Annotated in this window: 28 protein-coding genes and 1 pseudogene; 13 read left to right on the top strand and 16 right to left on the bottom strand. The window is 70.6% G+C overall.

Annotated elements, in window-relative coordinates; genetic code table 11:
* Positions 1-146: 146 nt before the first annotated feature.
* Positions 147-497 (top strand): metallopeptidase family protein, encoded by a 351-nt coding sequence (locus DP939_RS01095; protein ID WP_199564892.1) that lies wholly within the window; start codon positions 147-149, stop codon positions 495-497.
* Positions 498-700: 203 nt separating this feature from the next.
* Positions 701-2089: an MFS transporter gene (locus DP939_RS01090; protein ID WP_113977769.1), complete on the top strand. Its 1389-nt coding sequence runs from the start codon at positions 701-703 to the stop codon at positions 2087-2089.
* 14 nt (positions 2090-2103) lie between these two features.
* Here DP939_RS01090 and DP939_RS01085 read toward each other — a convergent pair whose 3' ends face one another.
* From DP939_RS01085 to DP939_RS01075, 3 genes are all read right to left on the bottom strand, one after another.
* Positions 2104-2553, bottom strand: a complete 450-nt coding sequence (locus DP939_RS01085; protein ID WP_113977767.1) for a PspC domain-containing protein — start codon at positions 2551-2553, stop codon at positions 2104-2106.
* Positions 2554-2700: 147 nt separating this feature from the next.
* Complete coding sequence (locus tag DP939_RS01080) at positions 2701-3486, bottom strand: fasciclin domain-containing protein (protein ID WP_113977765.1); 786 nt, start codon at positions 3484-3486, stop codon at positions 2701-2703.
* Between the two features lie 239 nt (positions 3487-3725).
* Positions 3726-4949: an MFS transporter gene (locus tag DP939_RS01075; protein WP_113977762.1), complete on the bottom strand. Its 1224-nt coding sequence runs from the start codon at positions 4947-4949 to the stop codon at positions 3726-3728.
* 87 nt (positions 4950-5036) lie between these two features.
* Between DP939_RS01075 and DP939_RS01070 the strand changes: the two genes are divergently transcribed.
* From DP939_RS01070 to DP939_RS01045, 6 genes and pseudogenes are all read left to right on the top strand, one after another.
* Entirely contained in the window at positions 5037-6014 is a 978-nt protein-coding gene (locus tag DP939_RS01070) for an ArsR/SmtB family transcription factor (RefSeq protein WP_199564891.1), read from the top strand.
* 182 nt (positions 6015-6196) lie between these two features.
* A pseudogene (gene thrS / locus DP939_RS01065) lies at positions 6197-7435 on the top strand (threonine--tRNA ligase); the annotation flags it as partial.
* Positions 7436-7493: 58 nt separating this feature from the next.
* Complete coding sequence (locus DP939_RS01060) at positions 7494-7727, top strand: winged helix-turn-helix domain-containing protein (RefSeq protein WP_113977756.1); 234 nt, start codon at positions 7494-7496, stop codon at positions 7725-7727.
* A 5-nt stretch (positions 7728-7732) separates the two neighbouring features.
* On the top strand, positions 7733-8206 hold the full coding sequence (locus DP939_RS01055) for a Clp protease N-terminal domain-containing protein (RefSeq protein ID WP_225878056.1): 474 nt from the start codon (positions 7733-7735) through the stop codon (positions 8204-8206).
* A 92-nt stretch (positions 8207-8298) separates the two neighbouring features.
* Positions 8299-9204, top strand: coding sequence for an ABC transporter ATP-binding protein (locus DP939_RS01050; RefSeq protein ID WP_113977751.1), 906 nt, complete (start codon positions 8299-8301; stop codon positions 9202-9204).
* A complete protein-coding gene (locus tag DP939_RS01045; protein WP_113977748.1) occupies positions 9201-10046 on the top strand; it encodes an ABC transporter permease in 846 nt (281 codons plus the stop codon). The genes DP939_RS01050 and DP939_RS01045 overlap by 4 nt, the downstream gene beginning before the upstream one ends.
* Before the next feature lie 25 nt (positions 10047-10071).
* Here the strand turns inward: DP939_RS01045 and DP939_RS01040 are convergent, their stop codons facing one another.
* Together DP939_RS01040 and DP939_RS01035 are read right to left on the bottom strand one after the other, a co-directional pair.
* Positions 10072-10530: an ATP-binding protein gene (locus DP939_RS01040; protein ID WP_225877985.1), complete on the bottom strand. Its 459-nt coding sequence runs from the start codon at positions 10528-10530 to the stop codon at positions 10072-10074.
* A gap of 57 nt (positions 10531-10587) precedes the next feature.
* On the bottom strand, positions 10588-10965 hold the full coding sequence (locus DP939_RS01035; RefSeq protein ID WP_113977743.1) for a hypothetical protein: 378 nt from the start codon (positions 10963-10965) through the stop codon (positions 10588-10590).
* Positions 10966-11528: 563 nt separating this feature from the next.
* Here DP939_RS01035 and DP939_RS01030 point away from each other — a divergent pair.
* Both DP939_RS01030 and DP939_RS01025 read left to right on the top strand, forming a co-directional pair.
* On the top strand, positions 11529-12854 hold the full coding sequence (locus DP939_RS01030) for a hypothetical protein (RefSeq protein ID WP_225877984.1): 1326 nt from the start codon (positions 11529-11531) through the stop codon (positions 12852-12854).
* 9 nt (positions 12855-12863) lie between these two features.
* Positions 12864-13415, top strand: coding sequence for a GNAT family N-acetyltransferase (locus DP939_RS01025; RefSeq protein WP_113977740.1), 552 nt, complete (start codon positions 12864-12866; stop codon positions 13413-13415).
* A gap of 1 nt (position 13416) precedes the next feature.
* Here the strand turns inward: DP939_RS01025 and DP939_RS01020 are convergent, their stop codons facing one another.
* The 3 genes from DP939_RS01020 to DP939_RS01010 all read right to left on the bottom strand — a co-directional run bounded on the left by DP939_RS01020 (position 13417) and on the right by DP939_RS01010 (position 15689).
* Complete coding sequence (locus DP939_RS01020) at positions 13417-13662, bottom strand: alpha/beta fold hydrolase (protein ID WP_113977738.1); 246 nt, start codon at positions 13660-13662, stop codon at positions 13417-13419.
* A gap of 67 nt (positions 13663-13729) precedes the next feature.
* A complete protein-coding gene (locus DP939_RS01015) occupies positions 13730-14308 on the bottom strand; it encodes a hypothetical protein (RefSeq protein WP_199564890.1) in 579 nt (192 codons plus the stop codon).
* A 130-nt stretch (positions 14309-14438) separates the two neighbouring features.
* A complete protein-coding gene (locus tag DP939_RS01010; protein ID WP_113977736.1) occupies positions 14439-15689 on the bottom strand; it encodes an alpha/beta hydrolase family protein in 1251 nt (416 codons plus the stop codon).
* A gap of 139 nt (positions 15690-15828) precedes the next feature.
* On the opposite strand from DP939_RS01010, the gene DP939_RS01005 reads away from it, so the two are divergent.
* Together DP939_RS01005 and DP939_RS01000 are read left to right on the top strand one after the other, a co-directional pair.
* On the top strand, positions 15829-16914 hold the full coding sequence (locus DP939_RS01005; protein WP_113977734.1) for a sensor histidine kinase: 1086 nt from the start codon (positions 15829-15831) through the stop codon (positions 16912-16914).
* Positions 16911-17579, top strand: a complete 669-nt coding sequence (locus DP939_RS01000; protein WP_113977732.1) for a response regulator — start codon at positions 16911-16913, stop codon at positions 17577-17579. The genes DP939_RS01005 and DP939_RS01000 overlap by 4 nt, the downstream gene beginning before the upstream one ends.
* Before the next feature lie 498 nt (positions 17580-18077).
* On the opposite strand, the gene DP939_RS00995 is transcribed toward DP939_RS01000, so the two are convergent.
* From DP939_RS00995 to DP939_RS00970, 7 genes are all read right to left on the bottom strand, one after another.
* Positions 18078-19196: a methyltransferase domain-containing protein gene (locus DP939_RS00995; protein ID WP_113977729.1), complete on the bottom strand. Its 1119-nt coding sequence runs from the start codon at positions 19194-19196 to the stop codon at positions 18078-18080.
* Between the two features lie 5 nt (positions 19197-19201).
* Positions 19202-19360, bottom strand: a complete 159-nt coding sequence (locus DP939_RS45920; protein ID WP_158578418.1) for a hypothetical protein — start codon at positions 19358-19360, stop codon at positions 19202-19204.
* A 623-nt stretch (positions 19361-19983) separates the two neighbouring features.
* Positions 19984-20463: an SRPBCC family protein gene (locus DP939_RS00990; RefSeq protein ID WP_225877983.1), complete on the bottom strand. Its 480-nt coding sequence runs from the start codon at positions 20461-20463 to the stop codon at positions 19984-19986.
* A complete protein-coding gene (locus tag DP939_RS00985; RefSeq protein ID WP_113977724.1) occupies positions 20460-20819 on the bottom strand; it encodes an ArsR/SmtB family transcription factor in 360 nt (119 codons plus the stop codon). Before DP939_RS00985 ends, DP939_RS00990 begins: the two co-directional genes overlap by 4 nt.
* Positions 20820-20825: 6 nt before the next feature.
* Positions 20826-21221, bottom strand: coding sequence for a VOC family protein (locus DP939_RS00980; RefSeq protein ID WP_113977721.1), 396 nt, complete (start codon positions 21219-21221; stop codon positions 20826-20828).
* 70 nt (positions 21222-21291) lie between these two features.
* Positions 21292-22338, bottom strand: coding sequence for a glycoside hydrolase family 26 protein (locus tag DP939_RS00975; RefSeq protein ID WP_147267806.1), 1047 nt, complete (start codon positions 22336-22338; stop codon positions 21292-21294).
* Between the two features lie 159 nt (positions 22339-22497).
* Positions 22498-23319: a class I SAM-dependent methyltransferase gene (locus DP939_RS00970; protein WP_113977717.1), complete on the bottom strand. Its 822-nt coding sequence runs from the start codon at positions 23317-23319 to the stop codon at positions 22498-22500.
* A gap of 245 nt (positions 23320-23564) precedes the next feature.
* On the opposite strand from DP939_RS00970, the gene DP939_RS00965 reads away from it, so the two are divergent.
* Complete coding sequence (locus DP939_RS00965) at positions 23565-23984, top strand: DUF7144 family membrane protein (protein ID WP_113977715.1); 420 nt, start codon at positions 23565-23567, stop codon at positions 23982-23984.
* On the opposite strand, the gene DP939_RS00960 is transcribed toward DP939_RS00965, so the two are convergent.
* Positions 23901-25388, bottom strand: a complete 1488-nt coding sequence (locus tag DP939_RS00960) for an SPFH domain-containing protein (RefSeq protein WP_113977713.1) — start codon at positions 25386-25388, stop codon at positions 23901-23903. The two genes, DP939_RS00965 and DP939_RS00960, sit on opposite strands and share 84 nt — an antisense overlap.
* Positions 25389-25866: the final 478 nt, after the last annotated feature.

Raw genomic sequence — 25866 nt, 5'->3', positions numbered from 1 at the left:
CCGCCGGGTCGCCCGGCCGGTACGTCGGGCGGCTTCCGCGATGCGGCGCCGGATGTCCGAGATTCGGGTGAGGAGTTCCTTGAAGGGCATGCCTTCCTACCTGTGCGACGGCATATCGTGAACGTTTCGCGCTTTCGGCGGGCAGAATGGCCGGTGTGATGGAGGTGTCGCGGGAGAGGTTCGAGGAGCTCGTGTCCGAAGCGCTGGACACGATCCCCGCCGAGCTGACGCGGCTGATGGACAACGTCGTGGTCGTGGTCGTGGACGATCCCCCTGAGCCCGGGCTGCTTGGCCTCTACACCGGCATCCCCCTCACCGAGCGCGGCGACTGGTACGCGGGTGTTTTGCCCGACCGGATCGAGATCTACCGCAATCCCATCTGTGAGATTTGCGAGACTGAAGATGATGTCGTCGAGGAGGTACAGATCACAGTGGTTCATGAGATCGCCCACCATTTCGGCATCGACGACCACCGTCTCCACGAGCTCGGCTGGTAGTCGGCACAACACGTCTCACATACCCCGATATTTCAGGACACACCCAAACACCGGGCGGGCGATCAAGCGATTATCCGCTTGCGTCGCGGCCCGGCAGCAGGCACCGTAGGTTACACAGCGAACACCCTCTGTCAGTTCACCTGCTCCTGTCACCTGCTCTTGTCAGTACCTGCCCCTGCCCCCTCGCGAGCTAGCGGAGTCCCATGGCGGCTACGAAGCCCCAGCGGCTGTCTGGGCGGCATCGCCGCGGATTTAGCAGATCCAGCGGTTCCGGCGAGCCGGGCGGTCCCGGCGAGCCCGATGGTGCCGCCCCTCCAAAGGGGTCCGATGAGGCGGAGAGCGAGGCCGGGCGCCGGGTGACCTATGGCGAGGTGATCGCCATACCGGAGTTCCGCGCGCTGTGGTACGCGCAGGGCCTGTCCCTGCTCGGCGACCAGTTCGCGCAGGTCGCCCTGGCCGTGCTGGTCTACAACCGCACGCAGTCCGCGCTCGCCACCGCCGCCGTCTACGCGCTGACCTACCTGCCGCCGATCCTGGGCGGTCCGCTGCTGGCCGGGCTCGCCGACCGCTACGCCCGGCGCGCGGTGATGATCTGGTGCGACGTGATGCGCGCGGTCCTGGTGGCGCTGATGGCCGTTCCGGGCATGCCGTTCTGGGCGCTGTGCGGGCTGGTCTTCTGTGTCGTACTCCTCGGCGCGCCCTTCTCGGCGGCGCGGGCCGCGCTGCTGCCCGAGGTCCTGGAGGACGACCGCTACGTCGCGGGCTCCGCGCTCCAGAACATGACGAACCAGGCCGTCCAGATGCTCGGCTTCGCGGCGGGCGGGGCGGTGATCGCGGGCATCGGGCCCTATCGGGCGCTGGCGCTCGACGCGGCGACGTTCCTGGCGTCCGCGTTGTTCCTGATCTCCGGCGTACGGCGGCGTCCGGGCGCGGCGCGCGACGCGTCGGGCGGGGAGTCGATGCTGGCCACGGCCGTGGCCGGGGCGCGGCTGGTGTTCGGTGAGCGGCGGCTGCGCACGCTGGTGCTGTTCGCCTGGCTGTGCGGGTTCTACATCCTGCCGGAGGGGATCGCCGTCCCCTACGCGGCGACCCTGGCCGCCGATCCCGCCAAGCTGCCCATGGTCACCGGGCTGCTGATGGCCGCGATGCCGGCCGGCACGGTGCTGGGGGCGTTCTGGTTCGGGCGGTTCGTGCAACCGGCGACGCGGCTGCGGGTGATGGGCTGGCTGGCGATGCTGACCTGCGCGCCGCTGATCGTCTGCGCGTTGCGCCCGTCGTTGTGGGTCGTGCTGGGTTTATGGGTGCTGTCCGGCGTCGGCGGCGCGTACCAACTCGCCGCCAACGCCGCGTTCGTCCAGTCTGTGCCCGCCGAACGGCGGGGCCAGGCGTTCGGCCTCGTGCAGTCGGGGCTGCTGGCCGTGCAGGGGCTCGGCATCCTGGTCGGCGGGTTCGCCGCGCAGCAGCTCGGTCCCGAGCTGGTCGTGGCCCTGGCCGGGGTGGCCGGGCTGGCGACGGCGGCGGTGCTGACCGTGCTCTGGGCCGAGCCCCGCGCGGAGGCCGTGCCTAGGGTGCGTTCCGGTTCGACCACGTGATCACGTCCGCGCGGTCACCCCTGGGGGCGCTGCTCGCCGGACTGCGGCGGCGTCTCCGGACGGTCCACCGGGGCGTCCTTCAGCGGGTCGGTGTAGGTGCCGGAGGCGGTGGGACCGGTCGGACCCGGGTACTCGTACGGCGAGCCGCCGCTGGTCTCCTGCGCCCAGCCGCCGGCCTGGTGGCCGCTCTTGGGGCCGTGCTGCTGCCAGGGCGCGGTACCGGCCTTCTGCTTCTCCACGAGGTCCTGAACGATGGAGGTGTCCTTGCCCTCGTCCGGGAGCAGCAGCCAGCCGGCCGCGTAGATCGCGACGCCCAGGCCGCCGAAGAAGGTCGCGATGCCGAGCCCGATGCGGATGATGTTGGGGTCCACGCCGATGTAGCGGCCGATGCCGGACGCCACGCCTGCCACGATTCGCCCGTCGCGGGTGCGCTGTAGCTTCTTGACTCCTGTGTAGTCGTTCATGTGGTCAAGACTGCCCTTGTAGGGGTCTGTCGCACATCGGGATTCCCCCTGGCACGACCCCCGGACCTGTCCCCTAGCCGACCCCCAGGGCACCCCCGGCCCACCTGACCGGGGGTGCGTCGAGCGGGGCTCACCCGGCAGGGGGGCTCACTCCGGCATGAGGACCTTGTCGATGAGGAACAGCGTGCCGTTCTTCACCGGGATGCCACCACAGGTGATCTTGGCCTCGTCGTTCACGGTGAACTCGTCACCCGAGCCGCTGACGGTCAGCTCGGTGCCCGCCGCCGTGGTGAACCTGCCGTCCGAGAGGTCCTCCTTGCTGACCTTCTCCTCCACGACGTGGCCGCTCAGGAGCTTGCCGAGCGCCTCCTTGTCGCTCAGCAGGCGGTCCAGGTCCTCCCTGGGAATCTGCTGGAACGCCTCGTCGGTGGGCGCGAAGAGCGTGACGTTCTCGGCGGAGTTCAGCTTCTCCTTCAGCCCGGCCGCGTCGATCGCCTTGCTCAGCGTGCCGAGCTGCGGCTGCTCGGCCACGGCCGAGGCGGCGGGCTGCTGCGCCAGGCTGGCCAGGCTGCCCTTGCCGGACGCCGGGAACTGCGCACACGCCGGGCCGAACGGCTGCGCGCCCTCGCCGTTGGTCGGTGAGGTGGTCGGAGAGGCCGTCTCTCCCGGCGTGGCGGTCTCCTCGGGCGACAGCGTCTCCTCCGGGGACGCCGTGTCCTCAGGGGGCATGGTCTCGCCGTCCGTCGGGGAGACCTCGTCGGGCGGCGTGCCCTCGTCCGGTGGGGTCGGTTCGGGCGGAGCGGGCGTGATCAGGTACGGCGGGCTCACCACCTGCGCGGACATCTGCGCGGACGCCTGGGCGGGCGGAGCGAGTGCGGCGGCCAGGCCCAGTACGGCCAGGCCCGACGCGAAACGTACGGTGCTGCTCTTCACGGTCGTTTCTCCTTTGGGGCTGGTGTTCTCCTTCGAGCCGATGTACGCCGGATCCTGGTTCCGGCGAGTCCAGCGAGTACGGTGTGCCCCAGAAAAAGCCGCATCTCTCCCTAAATATGCCTTTATCACCACATATGCCCTATAGCGGACTGACCTGAAGGAACGCCTCCCGCTTCCGCCCGCCCCGTGCCAAGTTTGCGAATACGCGGGTCAAAGCCGTGGCGGCGGGTGGTGGGCCATCAGCGGCGGAGGGTGCTGGAGAACGCGATCGGCACCCAGCTCAGCGCCAGTACGACGGCCCCGCACCACAGCGCGGCCCGCACGCCGTACAGCTCGCCGACCAGCGCCGCGAGCAGCCCGCCGAGCCCGACCGCGCCGGTCAGGACCATGCGCATGGTGGCGTTCACCCGGCCGAGCAGGGCGTCCGGCGTGACCTGCTGGCGGAAGCTGGTCAGCGTCACGTTGTTGACGCCGATCCGGAAGGTCACCGCGAAGTACGCGGCGGCCGACACCCACAGTCCCGGACCAGGCGCGATGAACGGCAGGGCCAGCGCCGCCGGGGCCGTCCACACGCCGACGAGCCAGGTCGCCCGTCCCTGCCCCAGCCACCGGGAGAGCAGGTGCGCCGACGCCGAACCCGCCAGTACGCCGAGGCCGGACGCCGACAAGTACGCCCCCAGCGTCCACGCGGGCAGGTGCATTTCGCCGACCATGAGCACCGGCAGCAGCGCGGTGACCAGCGGAATGCCCAGGTTGACCATGGCCCCCTGGATCATGATCACCACGAGGACCCGGCTGCCCCGCACGAACCGGACCCCGTCCGCGATCTGCCGGCCCATCCCGGTCCGCCCCCGCGATGGGGCCGGGGACGGTACCGCGCGCAGCCACCAGGCCGACCACAGGTAGGTCAGCGTGTCGATCACGATGGCCACCGGCGCACCCGCGACCTGGACCACCACGCCCGCCAGGCCGTTGCCCGAGACGTCCATGGCGGCCGAGGTGCCGACCAGCATCGAGTTGGCCGCGGTGAGCCGATCGCGGCCGACCACGTCCGGCAGCACGCTCTGCGCCGCGACCTCGAAGAACAGCCGGCCCACACCGGTCAGCACCGCGACCGCGTAGAGCTGGGCCATGCTCAGCCCACCCGCCCACCAGGCGAGCGGCACCGACCCCAGTACGGCCGCGCGCCCCAGATCGGCCGCGATCATCACGCCCCGCCTGCCCGCCCGATCGACCCACGCCCCCGCGGGCAGGCCGACGACCAGCGCCGTGAGGGTGGCCAGCGCGCTGAGCAGGCCCACCTCGCCCGCGCCCGCGCCGAGGGCGCTCACCGCGAGCAGCGGCAGCCCGACCAGCGTGAGCTGGCTGCCGAACTGGCTGACCGCGGCGGACAGATACAGCCCGCGGAAACCGCGCTCGCGCAGGAGGTGGCCCGAAGGGCGGGCCGGGAGGGTTGCCGTCATGGCGCAACGATGCTGAGGTCGGGTCGGGGACGGCCAATGATTAAGTCAGGAGCGAATCCATGAGTGGCGGCGTCACGGGGGCACGGCGTGGGTGATGTCGAACTGGCCTTCGGCGTGGCCGATGTGGCGAACACCCGGTTCGCGATCTCGCCGCTGTGGGAGGTGGTGGCCAGCGTCCGGGTGGTCAAGAACCCGGCCGCGCACGCCGTGCACCGGCCGTGGGTGGAGCGGGTGCGTCCGCGTCTGGCGCGGGTGCGGTGGCCGATGCTGCACGCGCTGGTACCGGTACCGACCAGGACCATCGTGGGGTTCGTGTGCCCGCCGCCGTCCACGAGCGCGCCCGACCTCGGCACCGAACTGGCCGCCATGCGCGGCATGGGCAGCCAGGTGCGCGGTGAGCTGCCCGGGGACGTACCGGCCGCCCTCCGGCCGCTGCTGGACGATCCGGAGGACGGCCTGGAACGGCTGGCCGCCGAGATCGCCGGCTACTGGGAGGCGGCGCTGGCTCCCTACTGGACGCGGATCGCCGCGCTGCTGGAGTCCGACGTGCTGTATCGGTCGCGGCTGCTGGCCGAAGGCGGGGTGGCGCGGGTGTTCGCCGACCTGGCCGCCCAGGTGTACTGGGCGGGCGACACGCTGCGGATCAGGCACCGGTGGGCGACCGGGACCCGGCCGCTGCGCGGACGCGGGCTGCTGCTGGTGCCGTCCGCGTTCGCCTGGCCTGACGTCTTCTCGGTCAGTACCCCGCCGTGGCAGCCCACTCTCCGCTACACCCCGCGCGGGATCGGCACGCTGTGGGAACGGCGGGCGGCCGAGCCGGACGCGCCCGAGGCGCTGGCCGCCGTACTCGGCCGGACCCGCGCCCGGCTGCTCGCCGCGCTGGACCAGCCGGTGTCCACCAAGGAACTGGCGGGGCGTACGGGGCTGTCGGAGGCGGGCGCGAACCAGCACCTCACGGCACTGCGCCGGGCGGGGCTCGCGAGCGCGCACCGGGCCGGGCGGCGGGTCCTTTACACGCGCACGGCGGTCGCCGAGGCGCTGATGAACGCGGAAACCGGGCTGTAGCGCGTGGGGGTTGCTGCTAGCCTCGGTCGTATGCAGCGTGCCGCGATGATGATCGCGTTCTTGTCGACGACGACGCCGGAGTCCGTCCCGGCGCGCTGAGCTGATCTTCACACCGAAGCCCCGGGGCGAGTGCCCCGGGGCTTCGGCTTTGCGGTGACTCGCCTCTCACTTCTCACTTCTCACTTCGATCGAGAGCGAGCATGATGAACGACCACCGCAAACTGGGCCGCGAGCTGGAACTCTTCGACACCGACCCGCTGATCGGCGCGGGCCTGCCGTACTGGCTGCCCGCCGGTGCCGCCGTGCGGCAGGCGCTGGAGGACTACGTGCGGGAGGCGGAGCGGCGTGCCGGGTACCAGCACGTTTCCTCGCCTGTGCTGGGCAAGAAGGAGCTGTACCAGATATCCGGCCATTGGGATCACTACAGCGACGACATGTTCCCGCCGATGAAGGTGGGGGCGGAGGAGGTCGTGCTGCGGCCGAGCCTGTGCCCGCACCACGCGCTGATCTTCCGGTCGCGTGGGCGCAGTTACCGCGAACTGCCGCTGCGGATCGCCGAACTGGGCGGAATGTACCGGTCGGAGCTGTCGGGGGTGCTGGGCGGGCTGACCCGCGTACGGGCCATCCAGCTCAACGACGCGCACATCTTCTGCACCCTGGACCAGGCCGTGGACGAGGCCCGCGCCGCCTTGGAACTGATCGGCCGCGCGCATCGTGACCTGGGCATCCGGCCGGTGCGGTACCAGCTTTCGCTGCCGGGTGCGGGCGGGAAGTACGTGGCGAATCCGGAGATCTGGGAGCGGGCCAGGGGGCTGCTGGGTGAGGTGCTTTCGGGGGTGGATCATGTGGCGGTGGAGGGGGAGGCGGCCTTCTACGGGCCGAAGATCGACGTGCAGATCGCCGATCCGGCGGGGCGGGAGTCCACCTTGTCCACCGTCCAGATCGATTTTCACCAGCCGGAACGCTTCGGGCTTGAGTACACCGGGGCGGACGGCGGGAGGCACCGGCCGGTCATGGTCCACCGCAGCATCATCGGCAGCCTCGAACGCGCGGTCGCGCACCTCATCGAGGTGCATGGCGGGGCGTTCCCGGCCTGGATGGCCCCGGTCCAGGTGGTGGCCCTGCCGATCTCCGAGGCGGAGATCCCGGAGGCCGCGACCTTCGTGGCCCGCTGCGTGGACGCGGGCCTCCGCGCCCGCTTGGCGGGGCCTGAGGCGGGCGGCCTGGGGGCCCGGATCCGGGACGCGCGACTGGTGCCGTACTCGGCGGTGATCGGCGCGCGGGAGGCGGGCGCGGGCGCGGTGGCCCTGCGGCTCCGTGACGGCCGCAAATTGGACGCGATGCCGGTGGGCGAGGCGGTGCAGCGGATCGCGGGCTTGACCGCAGCGCACGCCCTCGACCTATGGGACGCCCCGGCCTGAGGCCGCCATTAAGCAACCGGAGTTGACTATCAGCAGAATAGTCAACTACGGTTGCTACATGTCGGCAGAAGACGCACCCGCACCCCAGGACCCCGCCGACGCCTTGGCCGCCGTGGCGGCACTGCGGCGCCTGGCCGACCAACTGGAGGACGCAGCCGTGGAGCAGGCCATGCGCGCGGGCTGGAGTTGGCCGGACGTCGCCGAGGCGCTCGGCGTCACCCGCCAGGCGGTCCACAAGAAGCACGTCAAACGGCTCATCGCCGCCGGCGTGAAGCTGAGGAGACGACAGTGAGCGCGATGGACCACTACATCAACGACGTCATCGTCCGCGGAGCGGCCGAGGCGCTGGCGGACGGCTCCGCGGCGACCGAGGCCCACCACCTCCTGCTGGCGATCGCCGCCCACGAGGGCACCGCCGCGCACAGGGTCCTGAGCGCGGCGGGTCTCGGCGGACAGGAGATCGGGCAGGCCCTTGACCGGGAGTTCGAGCACAGCCTGAACGCCGTCGGCGTGTCCCGCACCGCCTACCACCTCCCGGAGCCGAGCCGGGAGGGCAAGAACCCGCCGAAGCTCGGGGCGTCGGCCCGGCTCGCGATCGAACGCGGCTTCGCCGCCGCCACCGGCAAGAAGGACCTGCGCCCCGCCCACCTGCTGCTCGGCATCCTGGACACCGAGATCGGCACCGTCCCCCGCGCGCTCGCCCTGGCCGGCATCGACCGGGCCGAGCTGATGGCACAGACCCGGGAGGCCCTCGAACACGAGCGTTGGTAGGCCGGCCTCACCGCCCTCCTCCCCGGCACGGCCTTGGCGGCACCGGTCATCGCGCCCCGCCGCGCCACCGAACGAACACGAAGAGAGATATAATGAGCACGGAGAGCGAAGGAGTCGCGCTCGACGTCGACCGGCTGCGCATGCGCTACGGCACGGTCGACGTCCTGCACGATGTCACCTTCCAGGCCCGCCACGGCGAGGTCCTGGCCCTACTGGGTCCCAACGGGGCAGGTAAGACCACCACGATCGAGATCCTTGAGGGCTTCCGTATACGCTCGCAGGGCCGGGTGGCGGTGCTCGGCACCGACCCGGCGCACGGCGACGAGCGGTGGCGGGCCCGCATCGGCGTCGTCCTGCAGTCCTGGCGCGACCACGGCAAATGGCGCGTACGCGAGCTTCTCGCCCACCTGGGCACCTACTACACCGCCTACACCACCCCCGAGATCCAGCGCCCCTGGGACCCTGACGAGCTGATCGCCGCCGTCGGCCTGACCGAGCACGCGCACAGGAAGCTCAAGACGCTGTCGGGCGGCCAGCGCCGCAGGCTGGACGTGGCCATCGGCATCGTGGGCCGCCCCGAGCTGCTGTTCCTCGACGAGCCGACGGCCGGCTTCGACCCCCAGGCCAGGCACGAGTTCCACGACCTCGTCCGCAGGCTGGCCGACGACCACCACACCACCGTCCTGCTCACCACCCACGACCTGGACGAGGCCGAGAAGCTGGCCGACCGCATCCTCGTCCTGAACGGCGGCCGTATCGTCGCCGACGGCACGGCCAACCAGCTCGCGCGCCGCATCGCCGGTCAGGACGAGGTGCGCTGGCTGTGCGCGGGGCGGCGCTTCACGGAGCGGACCACCGACTCCACCGGGTTCGCCCGCGACCTGTTCGCCCGCCACGGCGAAGAGGTTCAGGAACTTGAGGTCCACCGGGCCTCCCTGGAGCACACCTACCTCGCCCTGGTCCGTGAGGCCGAGACGATCCAGGAGGGAACCCGATGAACCCCGCGACGACCGCACTGCGCGCCGGCTGGTCCCGTGGCCGCATCGAGTTGCGGCAGTCGTTCACCAACGGCGGCGAACTGTTCTCGCACTTCCTGTGGCCCGCGCTGATGATCGTCACCATGTTCTTCATCAGGGATCTGCCGATCGGGACCGGTGGGCTGCTCCTGGGCGCGCTGGCGCTGCCGAGCATCCTCGGCATGAACGCCGCCACCGCCATGATCGGCATGGGCCAGCAGCTCACCGCCGACCGTGAGGACGGCACCCTGCTGCGGGCCAAGGCCACCCCGCACGGCATGCCCGCCTACCTTCTCGGCAAGGTGATCCTCGTGTCCGGCGGCCTGCTCGCCGACTTGGTGATCTTTTTGGTGCCCGGGATGCTCCTCGTCGAGGGCCTGCGGATCGGCCCCGGCTCCTGGCCCACCCTGGCCTGGGTGCTGGCGCTCGGCCTGCTGGCGACCCTGCCGCTGGGCGCGGTACTCGGCTCGCTTTTCCCCAGCGCCCGCGGCCTGGGGCTGATCCAGCTCCTGTTCCTCGGCGTGATCGGGATCTCCGGCATCTTCTACCCGCTCACCGCGCTACCCGGGTGGCTGCAGTGGATCGCCCAGGTCTTCCCGGTCTACTGGATGGGGCTCGGCATGCGCTCGGCCCTGCTGCCGGACACGGCGGTCGCCGTCGAGGTCGGCGAGTCCTGGCGGCACCTGGAGACCGTGGGGGTGCTGGGCGCCTGGGCGGTGCTCGGCCTGCTCCTGGCGCCGGTCCTGTTGCGGCGGATGGCGCGCGGGGAGTCCGGTTCGAGCGTGGCCGCCCGCCGCGCCCGCGCGCTCCAGCGGGTCGGCTGAACTCGGCGTCCGGACGGCGGGCGCTTCAGGCGACGGCCGGATCGGCGGTGTCCGGTCGCAGTAGCGCCCACACCAGCCGCCCCTTCCCGGCTGCGCGGACCCCCCAGTCCGCCGCCAGGGCCGCCACGATCTGGAGGCCGCGTCCCGACAGGGCGTCCATGTCGTCGTGGCGGGGAGCCGGAACGGTGTCCGCGCCTTCGTCCGTCACCTCGATCCGTACGCCGCCCTCCTCCGCCTCCACCAGTGCGACCACGAACCGTCCGCCCGTCGTGCCCGAGCGGGTGTGGGTGACCGCGTTCGCGGCCAGTTCGTCCAGGACGAGCAGGGCGTCGTCGTTGCCCTTGCGTCCGCCCGCCTCAAGCAGGGCTTCCGCCCAGTGGCGGCCGACCGCGACGGCGCGGTGGGTGCCCGGGAGGGTGACCGTGCCCAGGGTGTACTCCGTGGGCTGGTGTCTGGGCATGACAACGGCCTCAGTATTGCTCACCGTTCAGTCCTCCGATCACATACATGAGGCTCGCCATCCGGGTGCGGGGCTGCGGAGTCACGGGCGTCCTTTCTGCTGGTGCGTGGCGCGGGCGAGTACGGTCCGGCCCAGTTCTGGGCGGTCGAGTGCGGTCGGCCGGAGGAGTAGTTCGTAGTCGCGGGTGAGGCCGTCGGCCGCGCCCTTGATCGTGAACCGCACGCAGTACAGCGGAAGGCCACGGCGGCTGACACGCGGGCTGCGCCACCAGATCAGGCCCGCCCGCTCCACGATCGCGACGAGGTCGGGGGTCAAGGACAGCCGGGTGTGTTCGGCGGTGCCGGAGACGCGGACGCACCCGATGCCGCGCGCGGTGAGCGCGGCTCGCAGACGTTCGGCGGGAGAGACAGGTGCCGCCGATGTCCGGACGCTTGGATAGGCCAGCAGGAGGGAATCCATCTCAACGGCCGAACTGCCCGAGAAAGGGGTGAATAAGCATCGGATGATTGGTGGCGATGGCCCATCTTTGGGATGGCTGTGAGCGAATACCGGCTTTCATCGTCACCTCTGTCGCGCTCGATTCGGGCCGGCGAGAACCACTCCCGCCGCCGCGCTGCGGTGCCCGCAAGTAAATGCCATCTGTAGTCGCCCTGTCACTAAGGGTCACGAAGTGCTTTCCATACCGGCCGCAGTACCTCTGAGCTGCCGAGATCCGGCACCCAGAGCCGCCTTCACTCGATCAACCCGGCGAACGTCCGATTCGTCTGGTTGCCTGCGCGGGACGAGCGGGGAAACCTGCTATCAGAGCCTCGTCCAGGGAGTTCTCAATGCGGAAACAGTGGGGCAGGCAGGATATAAACCGGCTGAGGGCGCAAATGATCGCCCAAGGGCGCGGTATGGAGGAAATAGCGGCAGAGATTCGGGCACAAACCGGGCGATCACTTCTCGCGTCGTTCCGGCTGGCTCATGGGCTCAGTCAGGAGGAAGTGGCCGCCCGAATTCGGGTACGGTCGCCTACCACGGTGATCACGCAGGCCGGCCTGTCGTGGATCGAACTGTTTCCGGGGCCTTCGTCGCGCCCGCCGTCCGCCGTTCAGATCATCGCGCTGGCGGAGATCTACCAGACCACGCCCAGGCGGCTGCTCGCCCCCGAGGCGCTGGACCGGCTCCCGCCCGCCGAGCGAGAGATCGTCATCCGCTGCGACCCCGGCCACGCCGCCGTACCTGGTGATCAAGTAAGCGAAGCCGCGCCAGAGCCGCAACCACAACCGCAACCGCTCATCCCCTCGTCGATCGTGCCACCGCTGCGGCGGCCGGTCGGCGGTCTGCAACCGGAGGTAGAGATGGCCGCTCGCAGAGCACGGAGATTCGTGGCGTCCAGCGAGGCCAGCAATGTCGGTCCGGAAACGCTCACCCAGTTGCGCGAGGAGACCGCCCGCATCGCGGGGGCCTACCTGCTGCAACCGCTCCCGACTCTGCTGTTCGACCTGATCGAGTGTCAGGATGTGGCGTTCCGGCTGCTTGAGGGCCGCCAGCGACCCACAGAATCCGTCGAACTGTATCTGCTCGCCGGAATCACCTCGGGCATGCTGGCCAAGGCCAGCCACGACATGGGCGACCCGCACACCGCCCTGACCCAGGCCCGTGCCGCGTTCGTCTGCGCCGACAACGCCGGGCACGACGGACTGCGCGCGTGGACGCGCGGGCTCCAGTCGTTGACCGCCTACTGGGCCGGGTGGCCGAACGACGCGGCCCGGTACGCGATGGCGGGGGTGGAGTTCGCCGCGCGTACCCGAGGTTCGTCCTCGGTGTGGCTACCGGCGCAGGAGGCACGGGCCTGGGCGGTACTCGGCGACGGCGAGCAGGCCCAGGCGGCCCTTGATCGGGCCCAGGCCGCCCGCGAGGCCGTGGAGAGCGATGACCTGGACGAATTCGGCGGTGTGCTGAGCTTCAACCGCCCCCGCCAGCTCTACTACACGGCCGACACCCTCGTCTGGCTGCCCGGCAACGAACAGCGGGCGGACCGGCTGGCCGGGGAGGCGCTGAGCGCTTATGCGGAGGCGGACCCGGCCGAACGGGCGTTCGGGGGGGAGGCGGGTGCGCGGGCCGATCAGTCGCTTGCCCGGGTGCACACCGGCGACCTGGACGGCGCGGCCGAGGCGCTGCGGCCCGTACTCGACCTGCCCGCCGACCAGCGCAACGCGGGCATCGTCGCGAGCGCCATGCGGGTCCACAACGCCCTGCGCGTCCCGGCGTACGCACGTACCCCGCAGGCCCGTGACCTGCGGGAGGAGATCGAACAGTACAGTCAGGTCTCAGTGCGTACGGCGCTGTCGCGCGGGCGCTAACCTCGCCGCATGCATCCCGTGACGATCGACTCCGAGCGCCTGCGACTGCGCGAGTTCACCGAAGGGGATGTGGACGCGCTGCTGCGCGTCTACGGCGATCCCCAGGTGGTCGAGCACATGTCGTTCGAGCCCCGGAGCAGGGAACAGGTCGAGACGACCGTCCGGGCCGTGATCGCGGCGGCGCTGGCCGAGCCGCGCACGGAGTACTCGCTGGCGGCCGTGGACGCGGCCACGGACGAGCTGGTCGCGTTCGCCCGCCTGGCCATCGACACCCAGCATCCGGGGCAGAACAGCGGGCAGATCGGGTTCGCGCTGCGGGCCGATCTGTGGGGACGCGGGCTCGGCACCGAGCTGGCCCGGCTGCTGCTCCGCCTCGGGTTCGACGACCTCGGGCTGTATCGGGTGTGGGGTGCGCGGTCGCCACGGAACGTCGTTTCCGGGCACGTCATGGTCAAACTGGGCATGATCGAGGAGGGCCGCATCCGGGGCCATCTGCTGATCGGCGGCTCGTACCGCGACTCCGTGGTCCACTCGATCCTGGCCCCGGAGTGGTCCCCATAGGTCACCGGCGCTCACCGCGCAGGAACGCGGTGAGCAGTTCCCGGTACCGGTCCGGCCGGTCGTGGCCGATGTCGTGCCCGGCGCCGTCGATCGGGCGGAGGACGGTGTTCGGCAGTACGTCGGCGTACTCCCGGGCGACCTCGGGCGCCAGGTAGTCGCACGAGCCGCGCAGTACCAGCACGGGCGCGGTGACGCGGCGCAGCGCGGGCCGGGGATCGGCGACGCGGGCGGCCGCAATGCCGAGCACGATGAGGAGACCGGCTGCTGCCTTGGCGCCTATGTCGGGGCTTTGGTCGGGGGTAAGCCGGTCTCCATCAATGCCTCGGCGGCTCGGCGGGGATCTCCTCTGACGGGGAATCATCCGTCGGCTTGCGGGCTTGGTACGAGTAACTGACCGGCCAGATGAGCGCGATGAGCGGAACCTTTCCCAGATTCGCCATGAACTCGATGAGGGCCGAAGTACGCGAATGGTCGTCGACCATCCAGATGACGCCGAGCAGTACGGCACAGGTGATCGCGTAGGCGGCCATGATGCGCAGCCAGACGCCCCACTCATAGCGCGCCCTGGCTCGTTTCTCGGTGGGCGGCTTGCGCGGCGGCGGGCCGCTGGCGAAACGATGCGCGAACTTCGCGTCGGCCCACTTTATGGTGCGGTGACCGAACATGATGGAGTACGCGATGTAGGCGGCGGCGAGGCCATGCTGAATGCTCCCCACGGCTCCCGCGCGCATGTCGATCACGGCTGCCACGAGCAGGACCAGGTCGAGGAGCGGGAGGCTCAGCAGGAGAGCATTGCTGAGCCTCCGCATCCGCCACAGGTAGCGGGCGGCCAGGCCGAGGCCGAGCAGGGCCCAGAACCCGATCTCACAGGCGATGATGATCGCTAGGATCACGAAACTATCCCCCTTTGAACCCCCATTGCCTTCGATGATGGCCGAGTCTGGGGGCGGTCACCTCGTCGCGGGTGATGAATCGTCGTACATCCTTTGACGGACTGCGCGAGGAGGTCGTGGGACGGTCTTCTCAGGGGATGAGGGACACCTCGGGGAAGCGCTCATCGGGCGCGTCGAACATGCGAGTGGACTTGCCGGCCAGGTGCAGGTCGAAGAAGGCGGCGATATAGGCGCGTTGCGCCGCGAGGGAGCGCTGCGGGTCGATCGTGCCCACGAAGTCGCCGAAAGGCGTCTCGCCCGGGATCTGTGGCAGCAATGCCTGCAGGTCGGTGAACGAACCGTGGGCCGCGCCCTTGAACCGCAACTCCCGCTTCCACCCGCGCGAAGCCTGCCAGAAGGACTTCCAGGTGGGCTCGCTCTCCCGGGTGTGGGCTTCCGCCGCCATCTGCAGGAACGGCTTGGCCACGCCGGTCTTGGCGACCGGGCCGACATAGGCGCCGTCGAGATTGACGCCCGCGTCCACCCGGGCGTCGTCGTGGGCGAGCTGGGCGGCCACCGAGCCGCCCAGCGACTGCCCGAGCACCCCCACCCGGGACAGGTCGGCCGCGCCACGCAACCCTTCGGGCAGCCGGAGTCCGCCGAGCTGCCCGCGTCCCGCGCCGACCTGTCCAAGTCCCCTGAGCTGTCCAAGTCCCCTGAGCTGCCCGAGTTCCTTGAGCTGTCCGAGGACGAAGCGGACGTCGGCCAGACGGGCCTTGCTGTGCTGGATGAGCAGCTTGGCGAGGACCCGCGGGGTCAGCTTGTCCGGCAGGGGAAGCGCGCGCACGAGCCTCCCGCCCGGGAACTCCACCTGGTCGGCCTCGTAGGTGTGGTCCACGGTCACGACCAGGTACCCGCGCGAGGCCAGGTCCTCGACCAGCGTGGTGCCGAGGGTTCGGGGCCCGCCGTCCCCCGAGCTGAAGAGTACGACGGGCAGCCTGCCCGCACGGCCGTCGACCGGCGCACCGGGGCGGGCGTGGGTGGCGGTGGCCGCCCAGTTCACCGTGCCCTTCGGGATGCCCATGGGCGGTGCGGAGCGGCGGTTCCAGTCGGCCGCGGCCAGGGGGGCCATGTGCGGGGCCGGTGCCCGGCCGGTGTTCTTCGCCGGGTACCACAGGCTGACCATCAGCTCCCGGTAGGACTTCGACCTGACCAGGGGATCGGGGCGTGAGCGGTCCACCAGGCGCATCGCGACCGTGCCGACGGCGTACGGCCCGTACGGCTCAGGGAGGGTCAGGGTGACGGGGCCGGCGGGCGTCATGGACACCGCGAGGGACACCACGGCGGCTTTCATGACCGCGACGGCCTTCGTGACCGCGACGGCTTTCGTGAAGAGGAACATGCGGCCAGGTTCGCAGCGAGCCTCGATGCCGGACGACCGGCGGACGGCTGACCCGGGGGTGCGACTTTCGGATGAGACGCCCATATGGTCCACCTTGCGCAGGATGGGGGTGAACCCCCAGGCCAACTAGGGTGAGCGCATGAAGCCCGTTCTCGCCGACGCGCTGCTGGCAGCCGTGATCTTCCTGACCACACTCGGCCCCGGGCAGGTCATGACCACCGGCGACATACGGGTGCTCGCGCTTCAGGTGGCCCTGGTGGCGCCCCTGGTGTGGCGGCGGCGCGCTCCGCTGGTGGTCTTCTGCGCGATCTCCGTGGCCGCCGCGCTCCAGTGGGCCGCCGGCGTGCAGCTTCCCGCCGACGTCAGCCTGCTGGTCGCCCTCTACACCGTGGCCGCGTACCGCCCGGGGCGGCAGAGGCTGCTCGCGGCCCTCGTACTGGAGGCCGGGGTGGTGCTGGCCGCGGCGCGGTGGGCACCGCCCGGCCAGTTCCCCATCTCGGTGCTGGCCATGACCGCGATGGGCGCCGCCGCCCTCACCACCGGACTGTGGGCGGGGGCGCGGCGGGCGTACGTCGACTCGCTCGAACGCGACCGTGAGCAGCGGGAACGCCTCGCCGCGGCGGAGGAACGGGCGCGGATCACCCGCGACATGCATGACATCGTCACCCACAACCTGTCGGTCATGGTGGCCCTCGCCGACAGCGCCGCCCATGTACGGCACCGCGCCCCTGAGCAGGCGGGCACCGCCCTGGAGCGGATCGCCGAGACCGGCCGCCAGGCGCTCGCGGACATGCGCCGCTCCCTCAGCGGGGAACCGTCGCTCGATCCGGCGCCCGGGATCGCCCAGTTGGTCCCGCTCGCCGACCAGATGCGCGCGGCCGGGCTGCCGACCCACCTGCATGTGGCAGGCGATGCCGAGGCGATCCCTCCCACAGCGCAGCTCACCATTTATCGGCTGGCTCAGGAGGCGCTGACGAACACGCTCAAGCACGCACCGGGCGCGACGGCCGAGGTACGGGTCAACCTGACGCCGCAGCGCGCGGAGGTGGAGATCATCGACGACGGACGCCCCGGACGCTTCGGGCGGGAAGCGGCCCATGGGCGGGGGCTGGCCGGGATGCGCGAACGTGTGGCCGCCTACGGCGGGATGCTGGAGGCCGGTCCGCTGCGTGGCGGCGGCTGGCGCGTGGCGGCCGGTCTCGACCTGAAGGGCGGAGGGGCATGACGATCCGGGTACTGATCGCCGACGACGAGTCCTTGCTGCGCTCGGCCTTTCGCATGGTGATCGAGGCCGAGCCGGACATGGAGGTCGCCGGCGAGGCGGGCGAGGGAGAGGAGGCCGCCACGATGGCCAGGCGGCTGCGTCCTGATGTGGTACTGATGGACGTGCGCATGCCCGGCCTGGACGGCATCGAGGCCACGCGGCGCATCGTCAGGGACTGCCCACGTTCACGTGTGCTCATCCTGACCACCTTTGACCTGGACGAGTACGCCTTCGCCGGGCTGAGGGCGGGCGCGGCGGGATTCCTGCCGAAGAACACCCGGCCCGTCGAGCTGCTTACCGCGATCCGCAACGTGGCGTCCGGCGAGGCCGCCCTGTCGCCGCGCATCGCCCGCCGCCTGCTGGAACGGTTCGCGCCCCAGCTCATGCCCGGCGCGCCCGCGCGTGACGAACGGCTGGCACTACTGACCGCCCGCGAGCACGAGGTACTGGTGCAGGTGGCGCACGGGCTGTCCAACGCCGAGGTCGCCACAGCGCTGCACCTGGCCGAGGCCACGGTGAAGACGCATCTGAGCCGCGTCTTGTTCAAGCTGGGACTACGGGACCGGGCACAGGTCGTGGTCTTCGCCTACGAGACCGGCCTGGTACGCCCCTCGACCCACCCCTGACCTGCCTCCGCTCCGGCACAAAGCCCGGCAGAGCCTTCAGCCCACTCGTGCCCGCCAGGTGCCCGCCGCCCAGGCCCTGCCCGGCATCCGGCAGCCTGTGAACGTGAACGGGCAGGCGGTCACCTGGAGGCGAGAACCGCCACCCCACCGCCACGGAACCACGCTCGAAGTGACGGCCGCATGGTGCCCCTGGACCTGAAGCGATGCTCGGTCGGACCACCCGAATGGGATCTGATCCCCGCCACCGTCAAGGCGTTCACACCAGCCAGGACCACCGTGGAGGACTATCGGGCCTTCGCCAAGGTGTACAGGAACATGGCAGGACCGACCGCCACGGTGGCGACGATCCGATCACCTTCCCAGTCGAGCGGGCCCGCGGCATCCGCGGTGATGACTGGGCTATTTCCGCGCTGCCGGAGCAGGCGCGAGCCCTACCGGTCGCGATAGAGCTGTGCGCGCTGATCACACCCTGATCAAGGGGAGGCTCCAGCCGATCGGTTACCCAATCGGCTGCTCCGGCGTGTCCAGCCACACCTGTTGCCCATCCAGGGTGACCGTCATCCCGAAACGGTCGCGGCCGGGCTGGCCCCGGTCCACCCACCGGCGGTAGGCGTCGGTGACCTCGTCCCACAGTGGCCGGTCTCCGACCTGATAGGTGGCGAACTCGACGTCGCCGGGCGCGGACCGGGCGGCTGCCCACCGGCCCGGGGTGTCGGGATCGATCGCCCACAGGGTCAGCTCGCCGTCGTCTTCCTCAGCGTAGGAGCGCAACCCGGTGATGGCCGCGATGGCCAGATGAGCCCCGGGCGGTGCGTGCCACACGACGCGCGGGTCGAGCTGGGAGGTGGCACGGATGCCGTCACCGGCCTGCCACGGCTGGACCCGCTGGGATCGCATGAGCATGTAGGAGGCGTAGCCCGGGAACCGGCCGTGCGCGATGCCGTCCGGCGTGACCACGAGCCGGAGGGAGTGGTCCTCACCGAACTCCGGGCACCATGGCAGAACGATCACCCCGCCCGGCCGGGTCTGCTCGACCCAGGCGTACGGCACATAGCGGATACCGCAGGTGATGTGTACCCGATCGTAGAGCGCGCCGCCGGGGTGGCCGTGCGCGCCGTCTCCGACGACCAGGCGAGGCCGGGCTCCGGCCTCGCCGAGGTTCTTCGCGGCCTGCTCGGCTACCGCTGGATCCACTTCGATGGAGGTCACCGTGCCGGTCTCGCCGACCAGGTGAGTGAGCAGCGCGGCGGTCCAGCCGGTGCCCGTGCCGACCTCCAGGACGCGCTGGCCGGGACCGGCTTCCAGCAGGCCGAGCAGGTCGGCGACGGTGCCGGGGGCGGACGTGGAGGAGGTGGCCCGCCCGGTGGCATCGGCCAGAGGGGAGGCGCCGTCGTCCAGTTGGGTGATGATCGGAACGTTGGCGTAGACGGTGCGCCACCACTCGTCCGGGTCGGTGTCGCGGTCGATGACGCGGCGGGGCGAGTCGTCGGCGACCGCGATCGGGGGCACGAACAGGTGGCGTGGTACGGCGCGTAGCGCTGCCTGCACCTTCGGGCTGAGAGGGCCGGGGAGGTCGGCGATCATGTCGTCGATCCGCCGGCCGATGGAGGGGTCCACAGGGGCTACTTTTTGTCCTCGTCCTTCTTGGGCTTGGGCTTCGCGTGCTTGCCCGGCGGCGGTACTCCGTCTGCGGTGTCCTTGCCGTCAGCGTTGCCGGCCTTGGGGTCGAAGGGTTTGTCCTCTTTTGGTTTGCCTTCGTGGTCACCGTATGTGGCGCTCATCTTGCCCCCTCGTCTCGCCCACTGCCTAGCGTGACAGTACGGCTACGCAGGAAGGTGGGCAAGGGGAGGCTCTGGTGTCCGGGAGGGAGCGAGGAAGCGCTCCACGGTTGCAGTTCACAGGAGTTCAGGGGGGTTCACCGAGGTTCGTCTTTCCAGTTCCGAACCCCGGCCAACCTATCGAACCACCCGAACCGACTCGTAATGCGTAGGCCAGGGTTCGATTCACCCCCAGGTGTGGGGAGCACAACTTCAGGACGCCACCATTGACGCGCACCTGAGATTCACCCCCACGTGTGTGGGGGTGACCAACTAGGAGCGCCAGCGTCGGGCGGAGCCCGACATGAGGAAGAACAGGCCGAGCGTCAGCGAGGGCCTTTGCGCGTGGGAGCGCGCCGTTCCGCCGGAGGCGGGCGGTGCCCCGGAGGGGCGGTGGGACGCCATCGAACGGTGGCGCGCTCTTCAACGGTGTGAAGGGTGGATAGGGGGCTTGTGGCTGGTGGGGGGACGGCGAGGGGCACGGCGCACGGGGGATGCCGGATACCGGGCGGGAGGGAGCACGGCGCTTCGGGAGTACTGGGCTCCGCCGTACTGGCCTCACCGCCCCGGCACGGCGGATCAGGGCGTCACATGGATTCCAGCGTGGTGCGAAGGCTGCGCATGACGCCCGTGCGCCAGCCGCCGCCCATGATGGCGCGGGCCTTCTGCTGGAGCGGGTGGTCGGGGTCGAAGCCCTCGTGGAGCAGGAAGAGGCGGGTGCCGGTGCCCTCCGGTTCGAGGGTCCAGGTGATCGTCCAGTCCACCTCGATCCCGCCCGCCGGGTCGGCGTCGCGCCAGCCGATTCGCAGCATCCTCCCAGCCTCGAACCCCAGTACCTCGGCCAGTACGGTGCCGGAGAACCCCGTCACCGGCACCGCCGCCGCCTTCATCGTGTACCGATGCCCGACCTCCAGCCGGAAGTCCCCCGGCATCAGCCAGCGCGCCAGCAGCTCCGGCTCGGTCAGTGCCCGCCACACCTTGCCCGGCGGATGGGCCAGGAACTGGTCGACGCGTACGGTGGTCAGGTCGTCGGCGTCCATGGTGATCGGCATGTCCGTATCGTTCATCGGGAAGCAGCCCCTTCCGGATCGTCAGGCAGCGAGTCGAGTACGTCGCGCAGCCCGGCGAGGCGTTCCCGCCAGTACCGCTCGAACGGGTTGAGCCATTCCTGCACCTCGTGCAACGGCACCGCCTCCAGCCGGTAGAACCGCCGGCGGCCCTCCTTGCGCTCGCTGACCAGCCCGGCCTCGCGCAGCACCCGCAGGTGCTCGGAGAAGCTGGGCCTGGCCATGTCGAAGTGCCCGGCCATCTCCGCGACCGGCTGCGGTCCCTGGTCGCGCAGCATCCGCAGTACTTCGCGGCGCACCGGGCTGGCCAGGGCCGCGAACACCCGGTCCTCCTCGGTCACATCGACATGAGTCATCGCGGATCAGGCACCGGCGGGAGCGGCGGGAGCGGCGGGAGCGGCGGGAGCGGCGAGGATGAACGCGTTGCCGTCGGGGTCGGTGACGGTCGCCTGGCGTCCCCACGGGTGGTCGGCCGGGCCCTCCACCGCCGCCCCGGCCTCGGCGAGGCGGGCGCAGTCGGCGTCGAGGTCGGTGGTCTGCAGCATGATGCCCCGGGCGGTCCCGGGCGTGAAGCCCTGCTCGGCGGCGGCCAGGGTGAAGGCGGTCTGCGCGCCCTTGGGGGCGACCTGGAGCCAGCGGACCGGCCCCATCCGCTGGTCGGCGACCAGGTCGAAGCCGAGGGTGCCGACGTAGAAGTCCTTGGCGCGGTCCTGGTCGGCGACGGGCAGGGTCACGAACTGAGCATGGGTGATGTTCATGCGACCCACTATAGGTAGGAAATTTCCTACCTGTCCAGTCGCCCCCGCACCAGTCTCCCCGGCAACCTGCCTACGGCAGCGGCTGGTTGACGTGCGCGTCCTTGCCCGCCGCCCCGAACGCCTCCATCACGCCCGGCCCCTGGAGGCGGAAGTCGCAGCCGCGCTGGTCCTCAAGGACCGCGTTCCACTGCAACAGCGCCTTGATGTTGGGCATCTTGGCCAGCGCGTCCGGAATGCCGCGATACCACTCGGCCTTGGCGTCCGGACGGTCCGGATCGGCCTCGGTGCCGTACTCGCCGATCACGATCGGCTTCTCCGCGAACCCGTTCTTCTGGAACCAGTCATACGTGGGCTTCAGCGTCTCCTCGAAGCTCTTCCAGGGCGCGTCCCTGCAGGGCCCGAAGTTGTAGGGGTCGTAGCTGATCCAGTCGGCGTACTCGTGCCCGGGGTAGAACGCCTTCCACTTCGACTGGTACTCCTCGTACCCGGTGACCGCCCACACCCAGTCCACGTTCGTCACGCCCAGTTCCTTGAAGCGGTCGTGGATGTGCCGGTAGGCGGCGATGTAGTCGGCGGGTTCGCCGCTGCCGGTCTTGCGTTCCATCTCGCCGTCGAAGCCGATCATGACCGGCTTGCCGTACTGCTTGACCCGCCGCGCCTGCGGGTCGATGACCGTGGCGTCGAGCGAGCCGTCGGCGATCTGCCGCCAGGGGATCTCGCGGTTCTCCGACCAGACCTTGGCCTCCCAGCTCAGCAGGAGGATGCGGTCCTCGCCGATCTGCGGCTCGTCGGCCTTGAGCAGCATGCCGTTGTCCGTGGGCGACATGTCGTGGTACGTGAACACGATGTCGAGCCGGCGGCCGATCGTCCGTTCCACGCCGGTGATCGTTGACAGCAGCGTGCCCTCCCGGGGCGGCGGCACGTACATGCCCCACCACGCACCGGTCGGCGGCGTCAGACGCGGACCCTGCGCGGCCCCACTAGACCCACCGGGCCCGCCGGACTGCTGGGAGCGGACGAAGATCACAGTGGCGACCACGACCACCACCACAGCGGCGGCGATGAAGATGGCGAGCCGGCGCATCCGGCCTCCCGCGTTGCTCGATTGGGAGGCCATCCGTCCCCTTCCAAGCTCGGCGGCCACAGCGGCCGCACTCCGGTCAGACCTCGACCACGCTATGTCGCCGACCTGTACCGTACCAGCGCTTCTCCCTGCGGGTTTGCTGAGTGTTTCGTTCCAAAACGGGCCCGGCCCCAAGGGTCCGGCACCAGGTGTTCAGAACTCCAGCCGGTAGAACACCGACATATCGCGTATCAGCGGCAGCCATCTGCCGATCGCCGCGACCACCCGCAGCCGCGCCGGCAGCCGGTCGTACCCATCGAGGTCGAACGCGCCCATCGACGTCACGCAGCGCAGCCGCCCCGGCTGGATCGCCTCCAGCTCGGCCGGGGAGTCGATCCCCCAGTACAGGGTCGCCCCGGCGGCCTGAACCGGCCCGTTCAGCTTCTGCCACTTGATGCCCCGCCTGCTGAACGCGTCGAACACGAACTGCCCGGAAGGGAAGTGGTCCACGATCCGGCGCAGCAGCGCCGCGCCCTCGTCCGGTTTGAGGTACATCGTCAGGCCCTCGGCGACCACCAGGACCGGCTGGTCGCCGGGCACGTCCGCGAGCCACGCGGGGTCGGTCACCGAGGAGGCGACCATCTCGTACGGGTGGGCGCCCGGCGGGTCGGGGAAGACCTGGCGGCGCAGGTCGATCACGTCGGGGAAGTCCACGTCGTACCAGCGGACGCCCGGCCCGGGATCGACCCGCTGCACCCGGCTGTCCAGGCCGCAGGCCAGGTGCAGCACGGTGGCCTGGGGGTGGGCGGCCAGGTATTCGCGGGTCCAGGTGTCCAGGTGAGCGGCCCGGAGCGCGACGCCGACCTCGTCGCCGCGGCGCATCCCGGTCGTGGCGAAGTCGAACTCCAGCCGCTCGACCGCTTCGAGGGCCGCCGTGTCGTGCAGGAGCGGCCGGGGGGACCGGGCGTCCACCGCTCTGCCGTAGAGGGTGGCGAGCATCGTGGCCTGCGCGCCGGAGAGCCGAACCTTGGCCATGGCGGCAACGCTACGCCGCCCGCGCGCACCCGCACCAGGTTTCGCGAAAGTCGCCCGCAACCGTGCCGGTAAATCCGGCATTGGGCAAACACATCCGTACTTTTGTCCGCGCCTCCGGCCGGGTCCCGCAGGCGTTGCTAAGGTCACCGATATAGGAGGAATCACCATCCACCGGCACCGCGCGACCCCCGACGCGGTACGGAGCAGGTTCAGCGGTACGGAGCAGGTTCAAGGGGGAGGACGCGATGACCTATCAGACCGGACATCCGAGGCAGGCCATCACGGGCTGGGTCGGCTGGGTGTGGTTCGCCGGGATCATTTTGATCATGGTCGGCATCTTCAACATCGTCAGCGGCCTCTACGCCATCGTGAACAGCAACCTGTACGTGCAGACGCCGTCCCGCCTGCTGCTGTTCAACATCGCCGGCTGGGGCTGGATCCACCTGATCTTCGGCGCGCTGCTGCTGGCCACCGGCATCGCCCTGTCGGTCGGCCAGACCTGGGCACGCCTGGTCGCGGTCGTGCTGGTGGTGATCAACGCGGTCACCCAGCTCATCTGGCTCGCGGTGAACCCGTGGTGGTCACTGGTCATCATCGCCGTTGACGTACTGGTCCTGTACGCGATCATCGTCCACGGCCGGGAGGCCAGTGCCCTGTCCGAATGAGCCCGGCGAGGCGGACGACGAACCCGCCGGGACCGCCCTGCCGTACCGGACCACCTCAAAACCCGCGAAATCCATGCGGATCGCCTCGACCCCCCAGGTTCGCAGGGCCGCACCGATCCGGTACTCCAGGGCCTCGACCAGGCCCACCGTGGCTTCGGCCACGACGTCGGCGAAGCACTCCGCCACCACGGGGCCGAGCACGCCCGCCGCGAAACGCCTGATGGTCAGCGGGTCCTCCAGCAGGCCGCCCAGGCAGTCGCGGTCCGCCTCGCGCAGGCCGCCGAACTCCGCCACCACTCCCGGCGCGGCCTCCGGCGGCACGCGTAACGTCATCGCCAGCCTGGGCCGCACCAGCCCGCCGCCCGCCATCGCGAGGTCGATCGGCGGGAGTACCAGGTCACCGGCGCCAGGGCCCCACCGCACGGTCAGCGGGTGCACCGGGACCGGCAGCACCGCCGCGAACCACGGATTGAGCGGGTGGACCGAGCCCTGCGGCAGGGTCTCCCGCTGCACCCCGCGCCGGCCGCCGCGTTCCAGGAACACCCACGGCAGCCGGTAGCCGTCATGGCCCTCGACCAGGGGCCCGACCGGCTCCCCCGCCCCCGGCTCGGCTCCCGCGGAGGTGATCACCACACCGACGTGCCGGGCCGGGATCGCGATCTCCCGTAGTTGCCGGGCGGCGGCCTGGTCGTTGAGCATGTCGGCGTCATCGGTGGTGATCACCTCGAACAGCGCCCGGTTGATGTCGTAATGCGCCCCACCGGCGAGGATCGCCGGCTGCCTGCCGCGTTGGCCGCCCCCGCGCAGGAAGGCCGCGCCGTCCTGGAAGTCGTCGCACGCGACGTGCCGGGCGAACGGCATGCCCGGCGGGCACGGCAGCCCCGCGTCGGCCAGGACGAGCCCGACCGTGCCGGGCGGCACGTACGTCCGGGGCACGGTCTCGATCTCGAACAGCAGCGTGTTGATCCGGTACGACGCGCCGCCCGGCAGCGTCGCGACCTGCCTGCCCTGCTCGCCGCCCCCGCGCAGGAAGGCCACGCCGTCCTGGAAGTCGTCGCACGCGACCGGCATGCCGAATGGCCGCTCGGCCGGGCGCCTGCTCCCTTCGAGCGCGGTGACCAGGCCGATCCGGCCCTCCGGGATGCGCACCCAGGGCACGAACTCGACGGTGCAGAAGCCGGGCATCAGCCAGGCGGTCCGCCCGGCGGGCAGGGTGGCGGCGTGGATGCCCCGGGCCCGGTAGGGGGTGACCCGGCGGAACCGCGGATCGCCGTGCGCGGGGCCCCGGATCTGGCGGACCACGCCCACATGGCCCTCTGGAACGATCCAGCGACCGGCGAGATAGGCGGCGAGGCCGCCCGAACCGAGTACCGCCAGCAGTACGACCATCTGCACGAACGTCATCGCTCCCCCTACCGGGCCCGCCAGAACGGGCCCGGTCCGTCTTCCGGGGTGAGCGCGTCGCTGGACAAGCGCCACTCGCCCGGCCGCCAGGCGCACGACTCCCTCCCCACCCGCGAGCCGCTGCGAATCTCTCCGGAAGAATAAAGCGGACATGTCACAGCACGATTACGTTTCTGTGGTAATAATCCGGCTAAACGATGCGAGATGACGTTATTTGCGACTTGCGAATGAAATGTCATTCATCCGGTATACCCGACTGCTTGCAAGACTCAGATACGCACCCCCGGGCGCGCCCCGCCCGGCGCGGCCTACAGCGGCCTACAGCGGCCTGACGTGCGATCTCTTCGCGCCCGGCGAAGGATCTCCCCCGCCCGGGAAACGTTATCCGCCAGCCCATCCAGCAGGCATGAAATCCCGGAAATACCGACCCTTCCGCCAACAGGGTCTGTTGTCCGGCGTGTTCGGCGAGATACGGCCC

Source organism: Spongiactinospora rosea (assembly GCF_003315795.1).
GTDB classification, from domain to species: Bacteria; Actinomycetota; Actinomycetes; order Streptosporangiales; family Streptosporangiaceae; genus Spongiactinospora; species Spongiactinospora rosea.
The sequence above is the reverse complement of the archived record's forward strand: the minus strand, read 5'-3'. Positions and strand labels throughout refer to the sequence as shown.

Bases quoted from the DNA above. Each gene is read 5' to 3' on its own strand.
- DP939_RS01095 (WP_199564892.1), top strand. From the start codon at position 147: ATGGCCGGTGTGATGGAGGTGTCGCGGGAGAGGTTCGAGGAGCTCGTG.
- DP939_RS01090 (WP_113977769.1), top strand. From the start codon at position 701: ATGGCGGCTACGAAGCCCCAGCGGCTGTCTGGGCGGCATCGCCGCGGA.
- DP939_RS01085 (WP_113977767.1), bottom strand. From the start codon at position 2,553: ATGAACGACTACACAGGAGTCAAGAAGCTACAGCGCACCCGCGACGGG.
- DP939_RS01075 (WP_113977762.1), bottom strand. From the start codon at position 4,949: ATGACGGCAACCCTCCCGGCCCGCCCTTCGGGCCACCTCCTGCGCGAG.
- DP939_RS01060 (WP_113977756.1), top strand. From the start codon at position 7,494: ATGTCGGCAGAAGACGCACCCGCACCCCAGGACCCCGCCGACGCCTTG.
- DP939_RS01055 (WP_225878056.1), top strand. From the start codon at position 7,733: ATGGACCACTACATCAACGACGTCATCGTCCGCGGAGCGGCCGAGGCG.
- DP939_RS01050 (WP_113977751.1), top strand. From the start codon at position 8,299: ATGAGCACGGAGAGCGAAGGAGTCGCGCTCGACGTCGACCGGCTGCGC.
- DP939_RS01045 (WP_113977748.1), top strand. From the start codon at position 9,201: ATGAACCCCGCGACGACCGCACTGCGCGCCGGCTGGTCCCGTGGCCGC.
- DP939_RS01035 (WP_113977743.1), bottom strand. From the start codon at position 10,965: ATGGATTCCCTCCTGCTGGCCTATCCAAGCGTCCGGACATCGGCGGCA.
- DP939_RS01025 (WP_113977740.1), top strand. From the start codon at position 12,864: ATGCATCCCGTGACGATCGACTCCGAGCGCCTGCGACTGCGCGAGTTC.
- DP939_RS01010 (WP_113977736.1), bottom strand. From the start codon at position 15,689: ATGTTCCTCTTCACGAAAGCCGTCGCGGTCACGAAGGCCGTCGCGGTC.
- DP939_RS01005 (WP_113977734.1), top strand. From the start codon at position 15,829: ATGAAGCCCGTTCTCGCCGACGCGCTGCTGGCAGCCGTGATCTTCCTG.
- DP939_RS01000 (WP_113977732.1), top strand. From the start codon at position 16,911: ATGACGATCCGGGTACTGATCGCCGACGACGAGTCCTTGCTGCGCTCG.
- DP939_RS45920 (WP_158578418.1), bottom strand. From the start codon at position 19,360: ATGAGCGCCACATACGGTGACCACGAAGGCAAACCAAAAGAGGACAAA.
- DP939_RS00990 (WP_225877983.1), bottom strand. From the start codon at position 20,463: ATGAACGATACGGACATGCCGATCACCATGGACGCCGACGACCTGACC.
- DP939_RS00985 (WP_113977724.1), bottom strand. From the start codon at position 20,819: ATGACTCATGTCGATGTGACCGAGGAGGACCGGGTGTTCGCGGCCCTG.
- DP939_RS00980 (WP_113977721.1), bottom strand. From the start codon at position 21,221: ATGAACATCACCCATGCTCAGTTCGTGACCCTGCCCGTCGCCGACCAG.
- DP939_RS00975 (WP_147267806.1), bottom strand. From the start codon at position 22,338: ATGGCCTCCCAATCGAGCAACGCGGGAGGCCGGATGCGCCGGCTCGCC.
- DP939_RS00970 (WP_113977717.1), bottom strand. From the start codon at position 23,319: ATGGCCAAGGTTCGGCTCTCCGGCGCGCAGGCCACGATGCTCGCCACC.
- DP939_RS00965 (WP_113977715.1), top strand. From the start codon at position 23,565: ATGACCTATCAGACCGGACATCCGAGGCAGGCCATCACGGGCTGGGTC.
- DP939_RS00960 (WP_113977713.1), bottom strand. From the start codon at position 25,388: ATGACGTTCGTGCAGATGGTCGTACTGCTGGCGGTACTCGGTTCGGGC.